The following is an 18,002-nucleotide window of genomic DNA, read 5'->3' as shown; positions in this document are numbered from 1 at the left end:
TCGGGAGCCAGGCAGCGGACGGCGGGGAGAGCCGCCACCCGGGGGACGGCGGAACGGATGCGCCCTCCTTCGGTCGGGTAAGCGGATCACCTTCAGGGTTACTACCCCTCGTAATGACGAAGTAACTCTCAGTAAAGCTCGCGTGTGGAGGATTCCAGCGCCGCGCCCGATACATCCCTCTTCACAGCGCAAGATCCAGCCTTTGCAGGTGGTTGTGGATCATATTAACTGGAAGAGCAAAGTCGCTGATCGTCGCGACCCCCTGATCTGTTCCGGGAAGGACCGGGCACAGTGACGCTGGTCATCGAAGGCGTGAGCGTACGCCGGCGCGGAGAGGTCTGGCTCGACGACATCCGCCTGGAGTCGTCCGGCGGCCTGACGACGCTCCTCGGGCCGATGACCGCGGGCAAGACCACGCTGATGCGGGTGGTGGCCGGGCTGCTGCCCCCGGACGCCGGGCGGGTGGTGGTCGGCGGCCGGGACGTCACCGGCGTGTCGGTGCGCAGGCGGTCGGTGGCCTTCGTCTACCAGCGGTTCATCAACTACCCGTCGCTGACCGTCTACGAGAACATCGCCTCCCCGCTCCGCCTGGCCGCGGACTTCCCCAAGCGCGAGGTGGACGGGCGGGTGCGCGAGGTCGCCGAGCTGATGGGCATCGGCGGGTTACTGGACCGCCGCCCCGGCGAGCTGTCGGGCGGCCAGCAGCAGCGCACCGCCATCGCCAGGGCGCTGGCCCGCCCGGTGGACGTGCTGCTGCTCGACGAGCCGCTCGCCAACCTGGACTTCAAGCTGCGCGAGCAGTTGCGCGCCGACCTCAAGCGGCTGTTCAGGGACTCCCCCGGCGTGGTGCTGTACGCGACCGCGGACCCGAACGAGGCGCTGTCGTTCGCCGCGCCGACGGTGGTGCTGAGCCAGGGCCGGGTCCGGCACCGGGGCGACCCGGCGCGCGTCTACGCCGAGCCGCCGACGCTGGAGGTGGCGGCGGCGCTCAGCGACCCGCCCCTGAACCTGCTGCCGGGCGTGGTGCGCGACGGCCGGATCGCGTGCCTGGGCGCCTCGTTCCCGGCGCCGGGGCCGCTGGAGCCCGGCCGGGAGGTGGTGGTGGCGGTCCGTCCGCACCAGGTGGGTCTCGGCCGGGCCGGCCCCGGCCTGCTGGAGTTCCCCGCGGAGATCAGGCTGGCGGAGATGACCGGCGGCGCCACGTTCGCGCACCTGCTGCTGGAGGGCGGAACGCACCTGGTGGCGCATCTGCCGGGCACGCATCCGTACCAGCCGGGAGAGCCGGCGGTGGCGGTCGTGGACCCGGCGCGGGTGTTCGTGTTCGGCGAGGACGGCGCGCGGCTGCCGGCGGGGGTCGGGGCGCATGGCTGAGATCCGTCTGGAGGATGTGGCGCACAGTTACGACGGCGGCCGCACGTGGGCGCTGAGGCCGATGACGTGGACCTGGCGCACGGGCCGGGCGTATGCGCTGCTCGGGCCGAGCGGCTGCGGCAAGACGACGCTGCTGAACATCGTCTCCGGGCTGCTGACGCCCACCCGGGGGCGGGTCTGGTTCGACGACCGCGAGGTGACGGGGGTGCCGCCCGCCGGGCGGAACATCGCGCAGGTCTTCCAGTTCCCGGTCCTGTACGAGCAGATGTCGGTCTACGACAACCTGGCCTTCCCGCTGCGCAACCGCGGCTGCCCGCGCCAGGAGGTGGACCGGCGGGTGCGCAGGGTGGCGGGCCTGCTCGGGCTGGAGGAGCACCTGCGGCGCCGGTCGCGCCGGCTGGACCCGGGCCGGCAGCAGATCGTCGCGCTGGGGCGCGGCCTGGTCCGGCCCGAGGTGGCGGCGGTGCTGCTGGACGAGCCGCTGACGGTGGTGGACCCGGCCATGAAGTGGACGCTGCGCAGCAAGCTCAAGGAGATCCACCGCGACACCGGGCACACGCTGATCTACGTCACCCACGACCAGACGGAGGCGCTGACGTTCGCCGACGAGGTGGTGGTGCTCAACGAGGGTGAGATCGTCCAGGCCGGCGAGCCGGGCGAGCTGTTCCTGTCGCCCGCGCACGAGTTCGTCGGCCACTTCATCGGCTCGCCCGGGATGAACGTGCTCGACGGGGCGGTGGTCGACGGGCTGGTGTGGGTGGGCGAGTCCGCCGTCGGGCGGGCGTCCGGCGCCCTGCCCGCGGGGCCGGTGCGGATCGGGGTGCGGCCGGAGTTCGTGCGGATCACCGGCGAGGAGGCGCCGTCCGGCCTCTCCGCCCGGGTGACCGAGATCGACCGGATGGGCGCCTACGACCTGGTGCACGCCCGGGTGAACGGGCACCCGCTGGTCACCAGGACGGAGGCGGCGTCCGCGCACGAGCCGGGCGCCACGGCGTTCCTGCGCTTCGCGGAGGGCCGGGCGTTCCTGTTCAGGGACGCGGTCCGGTGCGGGGTGGTCGAGCCGCTGACGGGGGGTGCCCCGTGACGGCCGCCCTCCCGTCGCGGACGGAGCAGCGGAGGGAGCAGCGGACGGAGCGGCGGACGCGGCGGACGCGGCGGACGGCGCCGTCCGCCGAGGACCGGGCCCCGGGCAAGCGGCGCGCCAACCGGGCCTGGCTCCTGGTGCTGCCGGTGGTGGTGTCGGTGGCGTTCACCGCGGTCATCCCGCTGATGACGGTGGTGAACTACTCGGTGCAGGACATCTTCAGCCCGAACGACCGGATCTTCGTCGGGCTGGAGTGGTTCCGGTCGGTGGCGCGCGACCCGGAGGTGCGGGCCGCGTTCGTGCGCACGCTGCTGTTCTCGGCGCAGGTGCTGCTGCTGGAGATCCCGCTGGGCGTGGCGGTGGCGGTGGTGATGCCGCGCCGCGGCCTCGGCGCGCCGGCCGCGCTGGTGCTGGTGGCGCTGCCGCTGCTCATCCCGTGGAACGTGGTGGGCACCATCTGGCAGATCTTCGCCCGGCCGGACATCGGGCTCGGCGGCTGGACCGTCAACAACGTGCTCGGGCTCGACTACAACTACACGCTGGACGCCGGCGACGCGTGGATCACCGTGCTCGTCATGGACGTGTGGCACTGGACTCCGCTGGTGGCGCTGCTGGCCTACGCCGGCCTGCGGTCCATCCCCGGCCCGTACTTCCAGGCGGCGCAGATCGACGGCGCGTCAGCGTGGGCGACGTTCCGGCACATCCAGCTGCCCCGGCTGCGCGGGGTGCTGACGATCGCGATCCTGCTGCGGTTCATGGACAGCTTCATGATCTACACCGAGCCGTTCGTGGTGACCGGCGGCGGGCCGGGCAACGCGACCTCGTTCCTCAGCATCCTCCTGTCGAAGATCGCGGTCGGCCAGTTCGACCTGGGGCCCGCGGGGGCGTTCTCGCTGCTGTACTTCCTGGCCGTGCAGATCGTCTGCTACGTGTTCTTCACCGTGCTGACCAGGACCGGGAGGTGAGCGCGGTGCGGCGGCTGCCCTGGGCGCGGACGGTGTTCTGGCTGTACGGGATCACGCTGATGTTGCCGCTGCTCTGGATGTTCGGCATGTCGATCCGCCCGAACCAGGACATCCTCGGCAGCTTCCAGCTCATCCCCCAACGGGTGACGTTCGACAACTACGTCACGTTCTTCACCGACTCGGTGTGGTACTCCAGCTACCTCAACTCGATCGTCTACACGTCCATGAACGCGGTCATGTCGCTGGTCATCGCGCTGCCGGCCGCGTACGCGTTCTCCCGGTTCCGGTTCGCCGGGGACAAGCACCTGTTCTTCTGGCTGCTGACGAACCGGATGGCGCCGCCCGCGGTGTTCCTGCTGCCGTTCTTCCAGATCTACCAGGCGGTCGGGCTGTTCGACACGCATCTGGGCGTGGCCGTCGCGCACATGCTGTTCAACGTGCCGCTCGCGGTGTGGATCCTGGAGGGCTTCATGTCCGGGATCCCCCGTGAGATCGACGAGACGGCCGCGATCGACGGCTACTCGCTGCCCCGGTTCTTCGTCAGGATCTTCCTGCCGATGATCCGGTCGGCGATCGGCGTCACGCTGTTCTTCTGCTTCATGTTCAGCTGGGTCGAGCTGCTCATCGCGCGCACGATCACCTCGGTGAACGCCAAGCCGATCGCCGCCACCATGACCCGCACGGTGAGCGCGGCGGGCGTCGACTGGGGGCTGCTCGCGGCGGCCGGAGTGCTCACGATCGTGCCCGGCGCGATCGTGATCTGGTTCGTCCGCAACTACATCGCCAAGGGCTTCAGCCTCGGGAGGGTGTAGCCGATGTTCGAGTGGATGGTGTGGACCGGGCCCACGGCCGCCGTCTTCGCGGGCCTCGGCCTGCTGCTGTGCGCGATGACGATCTGGGCGAGGGTCTCGCCGCCGGTGCCGCGCCGGGGGTTCCTGCGCATCGAGACCGACCGGGGGGACCGGCTGTACATCGGCCTGATCAGCGGGGCCGCCGTGCTCGCGGGGTGGATCGCCGTCACCGACCTGTCCATGTGGCTGGCGCTGGCGGCGGCGTTCCTGGTGGTGCTGGCGATCGGGATTTGGGGCTGACGAAGGAGGCGGCGATGCCGTTCGACAGGAAGATCCCCACGAGGAGCGCGTGCTGCGCGGCCGTGCTCGTCCTGCTGGCCGCGGGCTGCTCGCAGGGCGGCGGCCAGGCGGGCGGCGGCGAGTTCAGGGAGGCCGACGCCAGGGCGGCCGCCCAGCGGTGGGTGTCCACCGAGTTCACCCCGAGCACGCTGTCCAAGGAGCAGCAGCTCGCCGAGATGGACTGGTTCATGAAGGCCGCGGCCCCGTACCGCGGCATGGAGATCAACGTGGTGTCGGAGACGATCACCACCCACCAGTACGAGTCGCAGCGGCTCGCCAAGGCGTTCACCGAGATCACCGGGATCAGGCTGAAGCACGACCTGATCCAGGAGGGCGACGTGATCGAGAAGCTGCAGACGCAGATCCAGGGCGGCCAGAACATCTACGACGCCTACGTCAACGACTCCGACCTGATCGGCACCCACGCGCGCGGCGACTACGTGCTGCCGCTGTCGGACTACATGGCCGGGGAGGGCAAGGCCGTCACCTCGCCCACGCTGGACCTGGAGGACTTCATCGGGATCAGCTTCACCACCGGCCCGGACAAGAAGGTCTACCAGCTGCCCGACCAGCAGTTCGCGAACCTGTACTGGTTCCGCTACGACTGGTTCACCGACCCGGACGTCAAGAAGCAGTTCAGGGACGCCTACGGCTACGACCTGGGGGTGCCGGTCAACTGGGCCGCCTACGAGGACATCGCCGAGTTCTTCACCAGCGAGGTCAACGGCGACGGCACCATCGACGGCAAGAAGGTGTACGGCCACATGGACTACGGGCGCAAGGACCCGTCGCTGGGATGGCGGTTCACCGACGCGTGGCTGTCGATGGCGGGCAACGGCGACCCCGGCATCCCGAACGGGCTGCCGGTCGACGACTGGGGCATCCGGGTGGAGAACTGCCGCCCGGTCGGCTCGTCCGTCACCCGGGGCGGCGACACGAACGGGCCCGCCGCCGTGTACGCGCTCACCAAGTACGTCGACTGGCTGAAGAAGTACGCCCCGCGCGAGGCGGCCGGGATGAACTTCAGCGAGGCCGGCCCGGTCCCGGCGCAGGGCAACGTCGCCCAGCAGATCTTCTGGTACACCTCGTTCACCGCCGACATGACCAAGCCCGGCCTGCCGGTGGTCAACGAGGACGGCACCCCGAAGTGGCGGATCGCGCCCAGCCCGCACGGCGCGTACTGGAAGGACGGCCACAAGCTCGGCTACCAGGACGCCGGCTCGTGGACGCTGCTGAAGAGCACCCCGGCCGAGCGCCGGGCGGCGGCCTGGCTGTACGCGCAGTTCGTCACGTCCAAGACCGTGTCGCTGAAGAAGTCGATCGCCGGGCTGACGTTCATCCGCGACTCCGACATCCGCAGCGACCACTTCGAGCGGAACGCGGAGAAGTACGGCGGCCTGATCGAGTTCTACCGGGGCCCGGCACGCGTGCAGTGGACGCCGACGGGGACGAACGTGCCCGACTACCCGAGGCTGGCGCAGCTGTGGTGGCAGAACGTGGCCACCGCCGTCACGGGCGAGACGACCCCGCAGCAGTCCATGGACAACTTGGCCAAGCAGCAGGACGACATCCTGTCGCGGCTGGAGCGGCGCGGCTACGGCGGCCCGTGCGCGCCCAAGCTGAACCAGGAGCGGGACGCCCGCTACTGGCTCGACCAGCCGGGCGCCCCGGTGCCGAAGCTGGCGGACGAGCGCGGCGAGCCGGAGACGCTCGACTACGACCAGCTGATCGCCCGGTGGAAGAAGGCGGACTGACCCACCGGCGGGGACGGCTCAGCCCGTGGACACCGGCTCCTTGGGGGCCGAGTCCGGCAGGTCCAGGGTGTCGCGCAGGGTGACGGGCTTGAAGAACAGGGTGGCGATGACGCCGACCAGCGCGAGCCCGGTCGAGATGAGGAAGATGTGCCCGGTCGCGTCGCCGTACGCGGTCCTGACGATGGCCCTGACCGGCTCCGGCAGGGACGCGAGGTCGAGGGTGCCCGCGCCTCCTCCGGAGACCGGGATGCCCGCCTTGGTCAGTCCTTGGGTGATGCCGGTGGCCACCTGGTTGGCGAGGACGGCCCCGAGGACGGAGACGCCGATGGTGCCGCCGAGGGAGCGGAAGAACGTGACGGCTCCGCTGGCGGCGCCGAGCTCGCGCAGCGGGACGGTGTTCTGGATGGCCAGCACCAGGTTCTGCATCGACATGCCGACGCCCACGCCGACGAGCGCCATGGCGGCGCCGATCACGACCAGCGAGGTCTCGTGGTCGATCGTGGACAGTCCCAGGAAGCCGAGCGTGAGCACGATCGAGCCGGTCACGATGTACGGCTTGATCTTGCCGCTCCTGGACACCATGCGGCCGCTGATCGTGGAGGAGACCAGCACGCCGGCCATCATCGGGATGGTGAGCAGGCCCGCCTCGGTGGGGGTGTAGCCGCGGCCGATCTGGAAGTACTGGCCGAGGAAGACCGAGCCGCCGAACATGGCCATGCCGACCGCCAGGCTGGCCAGGATGGCCAGGGCGGGGGTGCGCCGACGGATGACGTGCAGCGGCACCACCGGCTGGGCGGCCCGGGTCTCCACCCAGGTGGCCAGCGCCAGGATGACGGCGCCGCCGCCGGCCATGGCCGCGGTCTGCCACGACAGCCAGGCGAAGGAGCTGCCGACGAACGTGACCCAGATGAGCAGCACGCTCACGCCGGCGGCGATGAGCGTCGCGCCCAGGTAGTCGATCTTGACGTCGTCGCGGCGGACGGTGGCCACCCGCAGCGTCTTCTGCAGCAGGACGAGGGAGATGGCGGTGAAGGGCACGGCGATGAAGAAGCACCAGCGCCAGCCGAGCCAGGAGGTGTCGGCGATGAGCCCGCCCAGGAGCGGCCCGCCGACGGTCGCGACGGCCATGACGCCGCCGAGGTAGCCGTTGTAGCGGCCGCGCTCCTTGGGGCTGATCATCGCGGCGATGATCACCTGCACCAGGATCTGCAGCGCGCCCATGCCGAGGCCCTGCACGGCGCGGAAGGCGATGAGCTGCTCGGTGTTCTGGGCGAAGCCGCAGGCCAGCGAGCTGACCATGAAGATCACGATGGAGATCTGGAGCAGCAGCTTCTTGCTGAAGAGGTCGGCCAGGCGGCCCCAGATGGGGGTCGTCGCGGTCGCGGCCAGCAGAGAGGCGGTGACGACCCAGGTGTACTGGGACTGGGTGCCGTCCAGGGCGCCGATGATCTGGGGCAGCGCGACCGAGACGATCGTGCCGCTGATCATGGCGACGAAGAGCACGAGCAGCAGCCCGCTGAGGGCTTCCAGCACCTGCCGGTGGGTCATCGGTTGGGCAGGAGCCTCTGTGGGTGCGCTCACGCGCGACCTCCGTTCGGGAACAGGGGGGAGACAACGGGACATACTACTTCCCATTGCGAAAGTTTGCGCATTGCGCATTTATTCCCTGCGGGTACAGTCTCCACAGATGGACACCACGACGCTGGGCCTGCGAGAGCGCAAGAAGGCCGAGACCCGGCAGGCCGTGTACGAGGCGGCGCTGCGACTGACCGTCGAGCACGGCTTCGACGGCGTCACGGTCGAGGCCATCGCCGACGCCGCCAACATCTCCCGCCGCACCTTCTCCAACTACTTCGCCGGCAAGGAGGACGCCCTGCTGTACGGGGAGGAGGAGCGCTTCAGGCAACTGGTGGCGCGGGTGCGGGAGCAGCCCCCCGGCCTCACCGCGTGGCAGGCCATGCGGGCCACCATCTCCGAGATGTACCAGGAGATGGGCACGCTGGACCGCGACTGGGCGATCCGCACCCGGCTGGCCAAGAAGCATCCGGCGCTGCTGGCCCGCCAGCTCGCCAGCCACGCCGACCTGGAGCGCGAGCTGGCCCAGGCCATCGCCGACCGGCCCGCCCCGGCCCGGCCGCGGGTGCTGGCGGCCGCCTTCCTCGGGGCGCTGCGCCTGGCCACCCACCAGTGGATCGAGGAGGAGGAGGCCCGCTCGCTGGTGGAGATCGGCGACGAGATCCTCGACGAGGTGTCCAGGCCCTTCAGCTGACCGGGCGGCGGACGTGAGGTTCCTCACCCGGTACGGGCACGCCCGTGACCCTGCTCCCGGCTGAGCCGCCGAAAATCGAACGCCTGAACGAGCGGACCGGGAAAACGCCGGCGATTTTCCGCGGCCGGCCGTGTATCCGTCCGGTCGCTATTCTGGCCGGGCGCTTCGGCCCTCGGACACCTGCGCTGCTCATGGCCCCACGGCACGCCCGGCCGGACGACCGGCGGCGATCCCCACGGGCGGCGGGCACGAGGTCGGCGACAGGAGGTCGGCGACAGGAGGTCGGCGCCACGGGCGGAGCGGTGGTGACGACCCCGCCGGGGGAAGCGAGCGATCTTCCCGGACGCTTCCGGGATTCTCGCGCCGGATTTTTTCATCGTTTTCGGTATTCGCCCGGCACGACGGGAGCGCGCGATTCGATGGCGCCGAACCCGCGACCGTAAACGCTTTCCGTGAAGTGCGTTCCATAATCGCCAGTGACAGCGGAAAGTCCGCTTTCCGGATGCGCCGGAAAGCGGACCGCCCGGCGAGGCCCGCATGAACCGAGGAAATCGTGGAACGTTACCCGTAGGTATCCTCCGCTCAGAAGGGGTGTCAGGAGCATTGTCGGGAAGCCGGATGTGGTTCGTTCCACGGGAGGACGGATGACGGCCAGCAGGGTGACCATCGGGGACGTGGCACGGCACGCCGAGGTCTCCACGTCGGCGGTGTCCAAGGTGCTGCGCAACGCCTACGGGGTCAGCCCCGCCATGCGGACCCGAGTGCTGGCCGCCATCAAGGAGCTGGGCTACCGCCCGCACGGGGCGGCCCGCGCGCTGCGCGGCCACACCTCCACGCTCGGCGTGCTCCTCCCCGACCTGCGTAATCCCTTCTTTCCCGACCTGATCGACGGCATCGCCGAGGAGCTCGGGGACACCTGCTACCAGGTCGTGATCAGCCAGGCGGGCCGCGATCCGGCGGGCGAGTCGCGGGCCGTCCACGCGCTGATCGACCAGTCGGTGGGCGGGGTGGTGCTGGTCGCCCCGCTCAGCCCACCGGCCGACCTGGAGGTGATCGCCAAGGCCGTGCCGGTCGTCGTGCTCGGCCGCGACGACCGTTCGCCGCACTACGACGCGGTCTTCGGCGACGAGGAGGTGGGCGCCGGGCTCGTGGTCGAGCACCTGGCCGGCCTCGGCCATCGCCGCATCGCGCACCTCGCGGACGCCGCGTGGCACGGCTCCGGCCGGGGCGAGCCCGCCACGCCGCCGGACCCGCGCGCACACGCCTACGAACGGGCCATGGCCAGGCTGGGGCTCGGGGCGTACGCGGACATCGTGCGGACCTCGTACACCGAGGAAGGCGGCCGTGCGGGCGTCGGCGAGCTGCTGCGCCGGCCGGAGCCGCCGACGGCGGTCTTCGCGGGCGCCGACCTGGTAGCGATCGGCGCGCTGGGCGCGCTGCGCGAGGCGGGGCTCGACGTGCCGGGCGACGTCTCGGTCGCCGGGTACGACAACAGCTGGCTGGCCGGCCTCGCGCACATCTCGCTGACCAGCGTCGACCAGCCGGGCCTCACCATGGGCCGGACGGCGGCCAGGCTGCTGCTGGAGCGCATCGGCGGGCGCACGGCGTCGGCGCGTATCTCGATCACGCCCACGCTGGTGACGCGGCGCACCACGGCCGCCGCACCCCCGCCGGGACACAACCCGGACGCCGCGAATTTCAATGTCACCGAAATATGACGGTATGCGGTGTAGTGTCCGTCATCGGATATTGTCGGGACGGCACGGGTCGGAGATGAAAAGTATGTCTTCCACCCGCTGGGCATTTGGGCCGTTACCCTGCCCGGCAGTGCTGTCATCTGTATCCTCAGGAGTCCAATTTTGACCGTCCATGCCGACGTCGCCAGACGACGCATCACGGAGCTGCTGGGTAGCGCCGACGAGCAGATCCTGCGCCGCTGGAGCACCATCGCCCAGGCATCCGCCGACGAACTGCGAGAGCTCTACCAGGCTCTGCGCAACTCGCTGGCGCACGAGGGCGACGACCTCACCGACGTGCGCGGGCTGCTCGCCGAGCTGTCGCGCAGCCGGGCTCGTCAGGGCTACACCCCCTCCGACACCGCCAGGGCGGTGTACAGCCTCAAGGAGGCGGTGTACGAGTCGGTGGAGGATGACGGCGGAGCCGACGCGCTGCGCGGCTTCATCTGGTTCTCCCGCCTCATCGACGACCTCGGCCTCTACACGATCGAGACCTTCGCGACCGCCCGCGAGAAGGTCATCATGGACCAGGCCGAGCAGCTCCTGGAGCTGTCCACCCCGGTGGTCAAGCTCTGGGAGGGCATCGTCGCGGTGCCGCTGGTCGGCACCCTCGACTCGGCCAGGACCCAGGTCGTCATGGAGAAGCTCCTCCAGATCCTGGTCGACACCGGGTCGGAGCACGCGGTCATCGACATCACCGGCGTCCCCGCCGTCGACACCCAGGTGGCCCAGCACCTGCTCAAGACCGTGGTCGCCGCGCGGCTCATGGGCGCCGAGTGCGTGATCTCCGGCATCAGCCCGCAGATCGCGCACACGATCGTCACCCTCGGCATCGAGTTCGGCGACATCGTCACCAAGGCCACCCTGGCCGACGCGCTGGCCTACACCCTGCGGTGCAGCGGCATCGAGTTCAGCGAGCGCCGTCACACGCGGATCGCGGTCCGCACAGAGGACGCGTGATGGAGCGCGTCCCCATCCTCAAACTCGGCGACATCCTGATCATCTCCATCCAGATCGACCTGGACGACCAGAGCGTGCTGGCGCTGCAGGAGGATCTGGCGGACCGGGTCGTCTCCGCCGGGGCGCGGGGTGTCATCATCGACATCTCGGCAGTGGAGATCATCGACTCGTTCATCGGCCGGATGTTCGCCACCATCGCCGGCATGTGCCGGATGCTCGACGCCGAGACCGTGGTCGTCGGCATGCGGCCGGCGGTGGCCATCACCCTGGTGGAGCTGGGCCTGTCGCTGGGCGGCGTGCGCACCGCGCTCAACCTCGAGAAGGGTGTGGCGCTCCTGGACCACCTCGGCGACCGGGGCACGCCGCGATGACCCAGGACGGCCACCTGGCCATCTCCGGCAACGCGGATCTCGTGATGGTGCGCCAGCAGGTGCGCGTCGTCGCGGTCGAGGCGGGCCTGTCGCTGATAGACCAGACGAAGATCGTGACGGCGGCCAGCGAACTGGCCCGCAACGCGCTGATCCACGCCGGTGGCGGCAGGGTGAGCATCGTGGTCGTCGAGGACGGCAGGCGGCGCGGCCTGCGGCTGACCTTCAGCGACGAAGGCCCCGGCATCCCCGACCTGGACCGGGCCCTGACCGACGGCTTCACCACCGCCGGCGGCCTCGGCCTCGGGCTGGGCGGGTCCCGGCGGCTGGTCGACGAGTTCGACGTAGCCTCCGCGCCCGGCAAGGGCACCACGATCACCGCGACGAAATGGGCTCGAGGATGAGCCCTCTCGGCGGGGTCCGCGACGGTGTCTGGATCCGCGCCGAGGAGCCCAGCGCCGTCGGCGCGGTCCGCAGGAGCGCGGCCGAGCTGGCCCAGAAGGCCGGGTTCGACGCCGAGCGGGTCGGCCAGGTGGCGGTGGCGGTCACCGAAGCCGTCTCCAACCTGGTCAAGCACGCCGTGGAGGGGATGGCGCTGGTGCGGCCCTGCCCCGGCTCGCCGGACGTGGTGGAACTGGTCACGATGGACCGCGGGCCCGGCATGCCGGACGTGGCGCGGGCGATGCGCGACGGCTACTCCACCTCGGGCACGCTCGGCATCGGACTGGGCGCGATCACCCGCATCGCGTCCTCGTACGACGTGCACTCCCTGCCGGGCACGGGCACGCTGCTGGCGGTCCACTTCGCCGCCGGGACGCAGGCCGGACGGCCGCCGGCCTCCGGGCTCGTCCGCCCCATCGGCGAGGAGACCGTCTCGGGCGACGCGTTCGCCATCACGACCGACGGCCGGGTCGTCACCGTCATGGTGTGCGACGGGCTGGGCCACGGCGCGCCCGCGGCGCACGCCTCCAGGCAGGCCGTCGAGCTGTTCCTGAGCGGGACCGACGACGAGCCGCTGGCCACCCTGGAGCGGCTGCACCGCGGGCTGAGCGGCACCCGCGGCGGAGCCGTCGCCGTCGCCCGGGTCACCCCGGACCAGGTGACCTACGCCGGCCTCGGCAACATCGCCGGCTGGATCACCTACGCCGACCGCCGTCAGGGCATGGTGTCCGTGCCCGGCATCACCGGTCACCAGGCGCGCCGGCTCCGCCAGTACGAGTACAGACTGGACGAGCACGCGACCGTCGTGCTGCACTCGGACGGACTCACCGACCGGTGGTCCCCCACCACCCTGCCCGGCCTGTTCTCCCGCTCTCCCGTGCTGATCGCCGCTGGACTGCTGCGGGAGGCGGGCAGCCGCAGGGATGACGCGTGTGTCGTGATCGTGAGGCCGTGAATGACCGCACTTGAGCTGGCCAGGCTCCGCCTGCGTGAGGACCGGGACGTCTTCGCGCTGCGCCGGCTGGGCCGCGCCGCCGCCGAGCTGGCCGGGCTGGAGGCGCAGGACCAGATCCGGGTCGCCACCGCGCTCAGCGAGGTGGGCCGGGAAGTGGTCGGCGCCGGGACGGTCGCGGTGTTCACCCTGGAGGACGGTGAGCTGCGCGTCACCATCGAGCACCTCGCCGGGACGAGACCGGCCGGGCGGGAGAGCCTGGCGCTGGCCGGCCGCCTGGTGGACGACGTCACCGCCGCCGGGAACCGGGTCACGATCGTCAAGCGGCTCCCCGGCCGCCTGCCCGGCATGCCGGCCGATCAGATCCGCGAGCGGCTGACCCGGCTGGCCCCGGTCAGCGCGATGGACGAGCTGCGCCAGCAGAACCAGGAGCTGGCGTCGACGCTGGAGGACGTCCTGCGGCTCAACTCCGAGCTGCAGGAGACCAACAGGGGCGTGATGGCCCTGTACCACGAGCTGTCGGCGGAGCTGGAGGAGACCAACAGGGGCGTGGTCGCCCTCTACGCCGAGCTGGACGAGAAGTCCACCCAGCTGCGCGAGTCCGCCGAGGCCAAGAACCGGTTCTGGGCCACGGTCAGCCACGAGCTGCGCACCCCGCTCAGCTCCATCATCGGCCTGGTGCGGCTGATGACCACGGCGGACGGCGAGCCGCTCACCGAGGAGCAGGAGCGCCAGATCCGGTTCATCGGCGACTCGGCGGAGACGCTGCTGGCGCTGGTCGGCGATCTGCTCGACCTGGCCAAGGCCGAGTCGGGCCGGCTGCTGCCCGAGTTCGCGCCGGTGGACCTGGAGGATCTCGTCCGCCGGCTGCACGCGATCATGCAGCCCACCAGCGACGTGGTCCTGCGCACCGAGGTGGCCCCGGCGGCGGCCGAGATCTACACCGACGAGACCATGCTCATCCGGGTGCTGCGCAACCTGCTGTCCAACGCGCTGAAGTTCACCCGGGAGGGCGAGGTGCGGCTCGACGCCCGCCTCGACGAGCAGGCCGGCCAGGTGGTGATCACCGTGTCCGACACCGGGATCGGCATCGCCGAGGAAGACCTGGACCGCGTGTTCGAGGAGTTCTTCCAGGTGCCGCACGCGCTGCAGGTCAAGGTCCGGGGCACGGGGCTCGGCCTGCCGTACGCGCGCACGCTGGTCAGGGCGCTCGACGGCCAGCTCGACCTGCACAGCACGTTCGGCGAGGGGACGACCGTCACCGTGCGGCTCCCGGTCCGCCACGGCCCTCCCGAGATCGGCCGGCTGCTCATCGCCGACGACGACCAGGGCTTCCGCGAGCTGGCCCGTAGGATGCTGTACGGGATCGCGAGCGAGGTGGACGAGGCCGCCGACGGCGTCGAGGCGCTGGAGGTGATGGCGGTGCGGCGACCGGACGTCATCGTGCTCGACATGCTGATGCCCCGTCTCGACGGCAACGCCCTGCTGCAGCGGATGGCGGAGGACGAGCGCCTCAAGGAGGTCGCGGTGGTGGTGGTGACGGTGGCGCCGGGCAAGGCGGCGCGCGACCATCCCGTGCTGTCCAAGCACGAGCTGAGACGCGAGCAGTTCCTGGACGCCGTGCGCGAGGCCGCGCGAGGGCGCCGTGCCTGACCGCGGCCCCGCCGATGTGCTCGTGGTCGACGACACACCGGCCAAACGCTACGTCATGGTCAGCTGGCTGCGCCGGGCCGGACACCAGGTGTCGGAGGCGTCTGCCGGTGAGGAGGCGCTCGGCCTGATCGCCGAGCGCCGCCCCGACCTGGTGATCCTGGACGTGCGGCTGCCCGATCTCAGCGGCTTCGAGGTGTGCGAGCGGATCAAGGCCGACCCCGCCACCGCCTCCATCCCCGTCATCCAGGTGTCGGGCAACGCCGTCAGCGTGCGCGACCGGGCCGAAGGGCTGGAACGCGGCGCCGACGCCTACCTGTCCGAGCCGATCGAGCCCGACGAGTTCACCGCGACGGTGGAGGCGACGCTGCGCTACTCCAGGGCGCGGCGGCGGGCCGAGGTGATGGCCGCCCGGCTGGCCCATCTGGCCGAGGTGACGCTGCAGATCAACCGGTCGGAGTCGTTCCAGAGCCTGCTGGGGGTGGCGGTGCGGGGCGCCTCCTCCATCCTGGGCCGGCGGGCCACCGCGCTCGCGGTGCCGGACGACAAGCGGCTCCAGCGCCACCTCGCCGGGCCCGGCGAGGTGGCGGCCCAGGCGAGCGTCCCGCCCGACCTGCTGGAGCGGCTGTGCGCCAAGGCCCTGGGCGAGGAGGCCGGCGCCGAGGTCCTCACCGTGCCCGCCGCCGACTGGGCCGCGCTGCACGGCGAGGCCGACGCCGGAGCGCCCGTCATCGGGGTCCTGTGCCGGACGAAGACGGGCCGGCCGCCGGTGTTCCTGGCCGTGAGGGCCGACCCGGTGCTCGACGGCAACGAGGTCAACCTGCTGCGGCAGCTCGGCCAGGGGCTCGCACTCGCGGTGGACGCGCTGCGCGCCTACGCCGAGGAGCACGCGACCTCGCTCACGCTGCAGCGCAGCCTGCTGCCGACCCGAGTGCCCGAGATCCCCGGGCTGGCCGTGGGGCTGCGCTACCGGCCCGCCCGCGACAACGTCGAGGTCGGCGGCGACTTCTACGAGGTGCTGGAGGCGGGCGACCGGGTGCTGGTGGCCATCGGCGACGTCATGGGCCACTCGCTGCACGCGGCCACCATCATGGCGGAGCTGCGGCACGCGCTGCGCGCCTCGGTGATGGACCGGGTCGACCTGGCCGCGTCCATGGACCTGCTCAACAAGATCCTGCGGCGCTACCACCCGGGCATGACGGCCACGGTGTGCCTGCTGCTGCTCCATCCCCGCACCGGCGAGCTGCAGCTGGCCAACGCCGGGCACATCCCCCCGCTGCTGGCCGGGCCGGGGGCGCGCTACCACGGGCTGGGCAACCTGCTGCTCGGGGTGGCGGACGAGGAGTACAAGGTCGATCATCTGGTGCTGCCGCAGGGCGGGACGCTGATGCTGTTCACCGACGGCCTGCTGGAGGACCGCGACGTGCTGCTCGACGTCAGCCTGGAGCGGGCCAGGTCGCTGGCGGAGACGGTGGAGGACGACCTGGAGCGGTTCTGCGACCGGATGCTGGCCGCGTTCGGGACGCGGGAGGACGACGTGGCGCTCGTGGTGCTGCGTCGCGACCTGTAACGGCGCGACCTGTAACGGCGCGACCTGTAACGGCGCGACCTGTAACGGCCGGGGCGGGGGCTTCAGGGCGTGGCGGGCTGGGCCAGCGGGGTGAAGAGCGCGCCGAGCCGGGCCACCTGGCCGGGGACGATCCAGTAGTAGACCCAGGTGCCGCGCCGCTCGCAGTCGATCAGCCCGGCCGTGCGCAGCACCTTCAGATGGTGGGAGATCGTCGGCGCGGTCAGGTCGAAGGCGTCGGTGAGGTCGCACACGCACGCCTCGCCACCGGGGTGGGAGCCGATCATCGACAGCAGCCGCAGCCGCACCGGGTCGGCCACCGCCTTCAGCAGCGGGGCGAGCTCCGCGGCGTCGGCCTCGGACAGCGGCTCCCTGGCGATGGGCGCGCAGCAGACGGCCACGGCCGCACCTCCTCCCACGGTTCGACGGTCATCTAAATAGTAGCCGCTCGGCCGTACCGGCTCAGCCGCGTGGCGCGTACATGATGACGGCGACCCCCACCAGGCAGACGGCCGCCCCCGCGAGGTCCCAGCGGTCGGGGCGGAACCCGTCGACCAGCACGCCCCACAGCAGCGACCCGGCCACGAACACGCCGCCGTAGGCGGCGAGGATCCGGCCGAAGTGCGGGTCCGGCTGGAAGGCGGCGACGAACCCGTACGCGCCGAGCGCGAGCACCCCGGCGGCGATCCAGAGCAGCCCCCGCTGCTCCCGCACGCCCTGCCACACCAGCCAGGCCCCGCCGATCTCGGCGACGGCGGCCAGCGCGAACAGGATCAGGGAGCGGACGGTCGTCATGCGACGACTGTAGAGGAAGGGGACATTCACGCTGCCGCCGGACTCGGCGGGCGATCCGCCGCCGCACCCGGGCCTGGCGCGCCGGCGGGGTGGGCCGGTCGTTTGAGAGCCGTTCCTCCAGGTAGTCGCCTTGCCATGGACCGAGCTATGGACAGTGAGATCCAGGCCGTGGTCATCGGCGACGCCATGCTCGACTCGTGGCTGCGCGGGCCGGTCAAGCGCATCGCCCAGGAGGCGCCGGTTCCGGTGGTCAGCGTCGAGGCCACCGACGACGCGCCCGGCGGGGCGGGCAACGCCGCGGCCAACCTGGCCGCGCTGGGCGCCCGGGTACGGCTGATCGGGACGGTCGGCGACGACGACTGCGCGGACAAGCTGGCCAGGGCGCTCGGCCTGCTGGGCGTCGACGCCCGGATGGTGACCGTGCCCGGCAGGCGCACCCCGCACAAGCAGCGGCTCATGGTCGGCGAGCAGCTCATCGCCCGCTATGACGAGGAGGACCGCGAGCCGATCCCGGCCGAGGCCGAGACCCGCGTCATCGCGGAGCTGCGGGAGGCGCTGCCCGGCGCCGACGTGGTGATCGCCTGCGACTACGAGGCGGGCGTGTGCACGGACGCGGTGCGGCGGGCGCTGACCGGGCTGCCCCTGCTGGTCGTGGACGCGCACGCGATCGGCCCGTGGCGGGCGTGCGCGCCCTCGGCGGTGCTGCCGAACTACCGCGAGGCGCTGCGGCTGCTGCGCGAGGACGGTGACCGCGCCGACCGGATCCGCTTCCTCACCGAACGGTCGGAGCGGCTGCTGGCGGAGTCGGGGGCGCGGATGGTGGTGACCACCCTGGACGGGGAGGGCACGCTGCTGCACCGGCCCGGCCTGCCCCCGTACCGGACGTACGCGGAGCCGGCGCCGGACCACATGGCGACAGGGGCGGGCGACACCTTCACCGCCGCGTTCGCGCTCTGGCTG

The 18,002-nt window shown here is 71.5% G+C and carries 18 protein-coding genes; 15 read left to right on the top strand and 3 right to left on the bottom strand.

All coding sequences use genetic code 11. The features are described from left to right. The first annotated feature begins 291 nt into the window (after positions 1 to 291). From OUY22_RS28450 to OUY22_RS28425, 6 genes are read left to right on the top strand one after another with little or no spacing between them, the layout of a single operon-like run. Positions 292 to 1,371: an ABC transporter ATP-binding protein gene (locus OUY22_RS28450; RefSeq protein ID WP_270158261.1), complete on the top strand. Its 1,080-nt coding sequence runs from the start codon at positions 292 to 294 to the stop codon at positions 1,369 to 1,371. Beyond that, positions 1,364 to 2,455 (top strand): ABC transporter ATP-binding protein, encoded by a 1,092-nt coding sequence (locus tag OUY22_RS28445; RefSeq protein WP_270158260.1) that lies wholly within the window; start codon positions 1,364 to 1,366, stop codon positions 2,453 to 2,455. Before OUY22_RS28450 ends, OUY22_RS28445 begins: the two co-directional genes overlap by 8 nt. Beyond that, positions 2,452 to 3,420: a carbohydrate ABC transporter permease gene (locus OUY22_RS28440; RefSeq protein ID WP_270158259.1), complete on the top strand. Its 969-nt coding sequence runs from the start codon at positions 2,452 to 2,454 to the stop codon at positions 3,418 to 3,420. The genes OUY22_RS28445 and OUY22_RS28440 overlap by 4 nt, the downstream gene beginning before the upstream one ends. Further along, positions 3,417 to 4,232, top strand: a complete 816-nt coding sequence (locus OUY22_RS28435) for a carbohydrate ABC transporter permease (protein WP_270158258.1) — start codon at positions 3,417 to 3,419, stop codon at positions 4,230 to 4,232. The genes OUY22_RS28440 and OUY22_RS28435 overlap by 4 nt, the downstream gene beginning before the upstream one ends. Positions 4,233 to 4,235: 3 nt before the next feature. Further along, complete coding sequence (locus OUY22_RS28430) at positions 4,236 to 4,511, top strand: DUF2160 domain-containing protein (protein WP_270158257.1); 276 nt, start codon at positions 4,236 to 4,238, stop codon at positions 4,509 to 4,511. Positions 4,512 to 4,525: 14 nt separating this feature from the next. Next, positions 4,526 to 6,304 (top strand): ABC transporter substrate-binding protein, encoded by a 1,779-nt coding sequence (locus OUY22_RS28425; protein WP_270158256.1) that lies wholly within the window; start codon positions 4,526 to 4,528, stop codon positions 6,302 to 6,304. 18 nt (positions 6,305 to 6,322) lie between these two features. On the opposite strand, the gene OUY22_RS28420 is transcribed toward OUY22_RS28425, so the two are convergent. After that, entirely contained in the window at positions 6,323 to 7,852 is a 1,530-nt protein-coding gene (locus OUY22_RS28420; protein WP_270158262.1) for an MDR family MFS transporter, read from the bottom strand. Between the two features lie 139 nt (positions 7,853 to 7,991). Here OUY22_RS28420 and OUY22_RS28415 point away from each other — a divergent pair, with 139 nt between their 5' ends. The 8 genes from OUY22_RS28415 (at position 7,992) to OUY22_RS28380 (ending at position 16,250) form a co-directional block, all read left to right on the top strand. Continuing rightward, positions 7,992 to 8,573: a TetR family transcriptional regulator gene (locus OUY22_RS28415; RefSeq protein WP_270158255.1), complete on the top strand. Its 582-nt coding sequence runs from the start codon at positions 7,992 to 7,994 to the stop codon at positions 8,571 to 8,573. A 644-nt stretch (positions 8,574 to 9,217) separates the two neighbouring features. Beyond that, on the top strand, positions 9,218 to 10,291 hold the full coding sequence (locus tag OUY22_RS28410; RefSeq protein WP_270158254.1) for a LacI family DNA-binding transcriptional regulator: 1,074 nt from the start codon (positions 9,218 to 9,220) through the stop codon (positions 10,289 to 10,291). 141 nt (positions 10,292 to 10,432) lie between these two features. Continuing rightward, positions 10,433 to 11,269 (top strand): STAS domain-containing protein, encoded by an 837-nt coding sequence (locus tag OUY22_RS28405; protein WP_270158253.1) that lies wholly within the window; start codon positions 10,433 to 10,435, stop codon positions 11,267 to 11,269. Next, positions 11,269 to 11,640 (top strand): STAS domain-containing protein, encoded by a 372-nt coding sequence (locus OUY22_RS28400; protein ID WP_270158252.1) that lies wholly within the window; start codon positions 11,269 to 11,271, stop codon positions 11,638 to 11,640. The genes OUY22_RS28405 and OUY22_RS28400 overlap by 1 nt, the downstream gene beginning before the upstream one ends. Beyond that, the gene (locus OUY22_RS28395; protein ID WP_270158251.1) at positions 11,637 to 12,041 is read left to right on the top strand and encodes an anti-sigma regulatory factor; all 405 of its coding nucleotides are present in this window, start codon (positions 11,637 to 11,639) and stop codon (positions 12,039 to 12,041) included. Before OUY22_RS28400 ends, OUY22_RS28395 begins: the two co-directional genes overlap by 4 nt. Continuing rightward, positions 12,038 to 13,033 carry an ATP-binding protein gene (locus OUY22_RS28390; RefSeq protein ID WP_270158250.1) on the top strand — a complete coding sequence of 332 codons (996 nt, stop codon included), beginning with the start codon at positions 12,038 to 12,040 and terminating at the stop codon, positions 13,031 to 13,033. Before OUY22_RS28395 ends, OUY22_RS28390 begins: the two co-directional genes overlap by 4 nt. After that, positions 13,034 to 14,683, top strand: coding sequence for an ATP-binding protein (locus tag OUY22_RS28385; protein ID WP_270158249.1), 1,650 nt, complete (start codon positions 13,034 to 13,036; stop codon positions 14,681 to 14,683). Beyond that, entirely contained in the window at positions 14,676 to 16,250 is a 1,575-nt protein-coding gene (locus tag OUY22_RS28380) for a SpoIIE family protein phosphatase (RefSeq protein ID WP_270158248.1), read from the top strand. Before OUY22_RS28385 ends, OUY22_RS28380 begins: the two co-directional genes overlap by 8 nt. Positions 16,251 to 16,312: 62 nt before the next feature. Here the strand turns inward: OUY22_RS28380 and OUY22_RS28375 are convergent, their stop codons facing one another. After that, positions 16,313 to 16,648 carry an ArsR/SmtB family transcription factor gene (locus tag OUY22_RS28375; protein ID WP_270158247.1) on the bottom strand — a complete coding sequence of 112 codons (336 nt, stop codon included), beginning with the start codon at positions 16,646 to 16,648 and terminating at the stop codon, positions 16,313 to 16,315. Between the two features lie 61 nt (positions 16,649 to 16,709). Next, positions 16,710 to 17,042 carry a YnfA family protein gene (locus OUY22_RS28370; RefSeq protein WP_270158246.1) on the bottom strand — a complete coding sequence of 111 codons (333 nt, stop codon included), beginning with the start codon at positions 17,040 to 17,042 and terminating at the stop codon, positions 16,710 to 16,712. Between the two features lie 147 nt (positions 17,043 to 17,189). Between OUY22_RS28370 and OUY22_RS28365 the strand changes: the two genes are divergently transcribed. Beyond that, positions 17,190 to 18,002, top strand: an 813-nt coding sequence (locus OUY22_RS28365) for a bifunctional heptose 7-phosphate kinase/heptose 1-phosphate adenyltransferase (RefSeq protein ID WP_270158245.1), incomplete at its 3' end; no start/stop codon positions are given.

This window comes from Nonomuraea corallina, from assembly GCF_027620315.1.
GTDB classification, from domain to species: Bacteria; Actinomycetota; Actinomycetes; order Streptosporangiales; family Streptosporangiaceae; genus Nonomuraea; species Nonomuraea corallina.
Note: the sequence above shows the minus strand (reverse complement) of the source record. Positions and strands in the feature narration are given on the sequence as shown.

Bases quoted from the DNA above. Each gene is read 5' to 3' on its own strand.
- OUY22_RS28445 (WP_270158260.1), top strand. From the start codon at position 1,364: ATGGCTGAGATCCGTCTGGAGGATGTGGCGCACAGTTACGACGGCGGC.
- OUY22_RS28430 (WP_270158257.1), top strand. From the start codon at position 4,236: ATGTTCGAGTGGATGGTGTGGACCGGGCCCACGGCCGCCGTCTTCGCG.
- OUY22_RS28425 (WP_270158256.1), top strand. From the start codon at position 4,526: ATGCCGTTCGACAGGAAGATCCCCACGAGGAGCGCGTGCTGCGCGGCC.
- OUY22_RS28420 (WP_270158262.1), bottom strand. From the start codon at position 7,852: ATGACCCACCGGCAGGTGCTGGAAGCCCTCAGCGGGCTGCTGCTCGTG.
- OUY22_RS28415 (WP_270158255.1), top strand. From the start codon at position 7,992: ATGGACACCACGACGCTGGGCCTGCGAGAGCGCAAGAAGGCCGAGACC.
- OUY22_RS28410 (WP_270158254.1), top strand. From the start codon at position 9,218: ATGACGGCCAGCAGGGTGACCATCGGGGACGTGGCACGGCACGCCGAG.
- OUY22_RS28400 (WP_270158252.1), top strand. From the start codon at position 11,269: ATGGAGCGCGTCCCCATCCTCAAACTCGGCGACATCCTGATCATCTCC.
- OUY22_RS28395 (WP_270158251.1), top strand. From the start codon at position 11,637: ATGACCCAGGACGGCCACCTGGCCATCTCCGGCAACGCGGATCTCGTG.
- OUY22_RS28390 (WP_270158250.1), top strand. From the start codon at position 12,038: ATGAGCCCTCTCGGCGGGGTCCGCGACGGTGTCTGGATCCGCGCCGAG.
- OUY22_RS28385 (WP_270158249.1), top strand. From the start codon at position 13,034: ATGACCGCACTTGAGCTGGCCAGGCTCCGCCTGCGTGAGGACCGGGAC.
- OUY22_RS28370 (WP_270158246.1), bottom strand. From the start codon at position 17,042: ATGACGACCGTCCGCTCCCTGATCCTGTTCGCGCTGGCCGCCGTCGCC.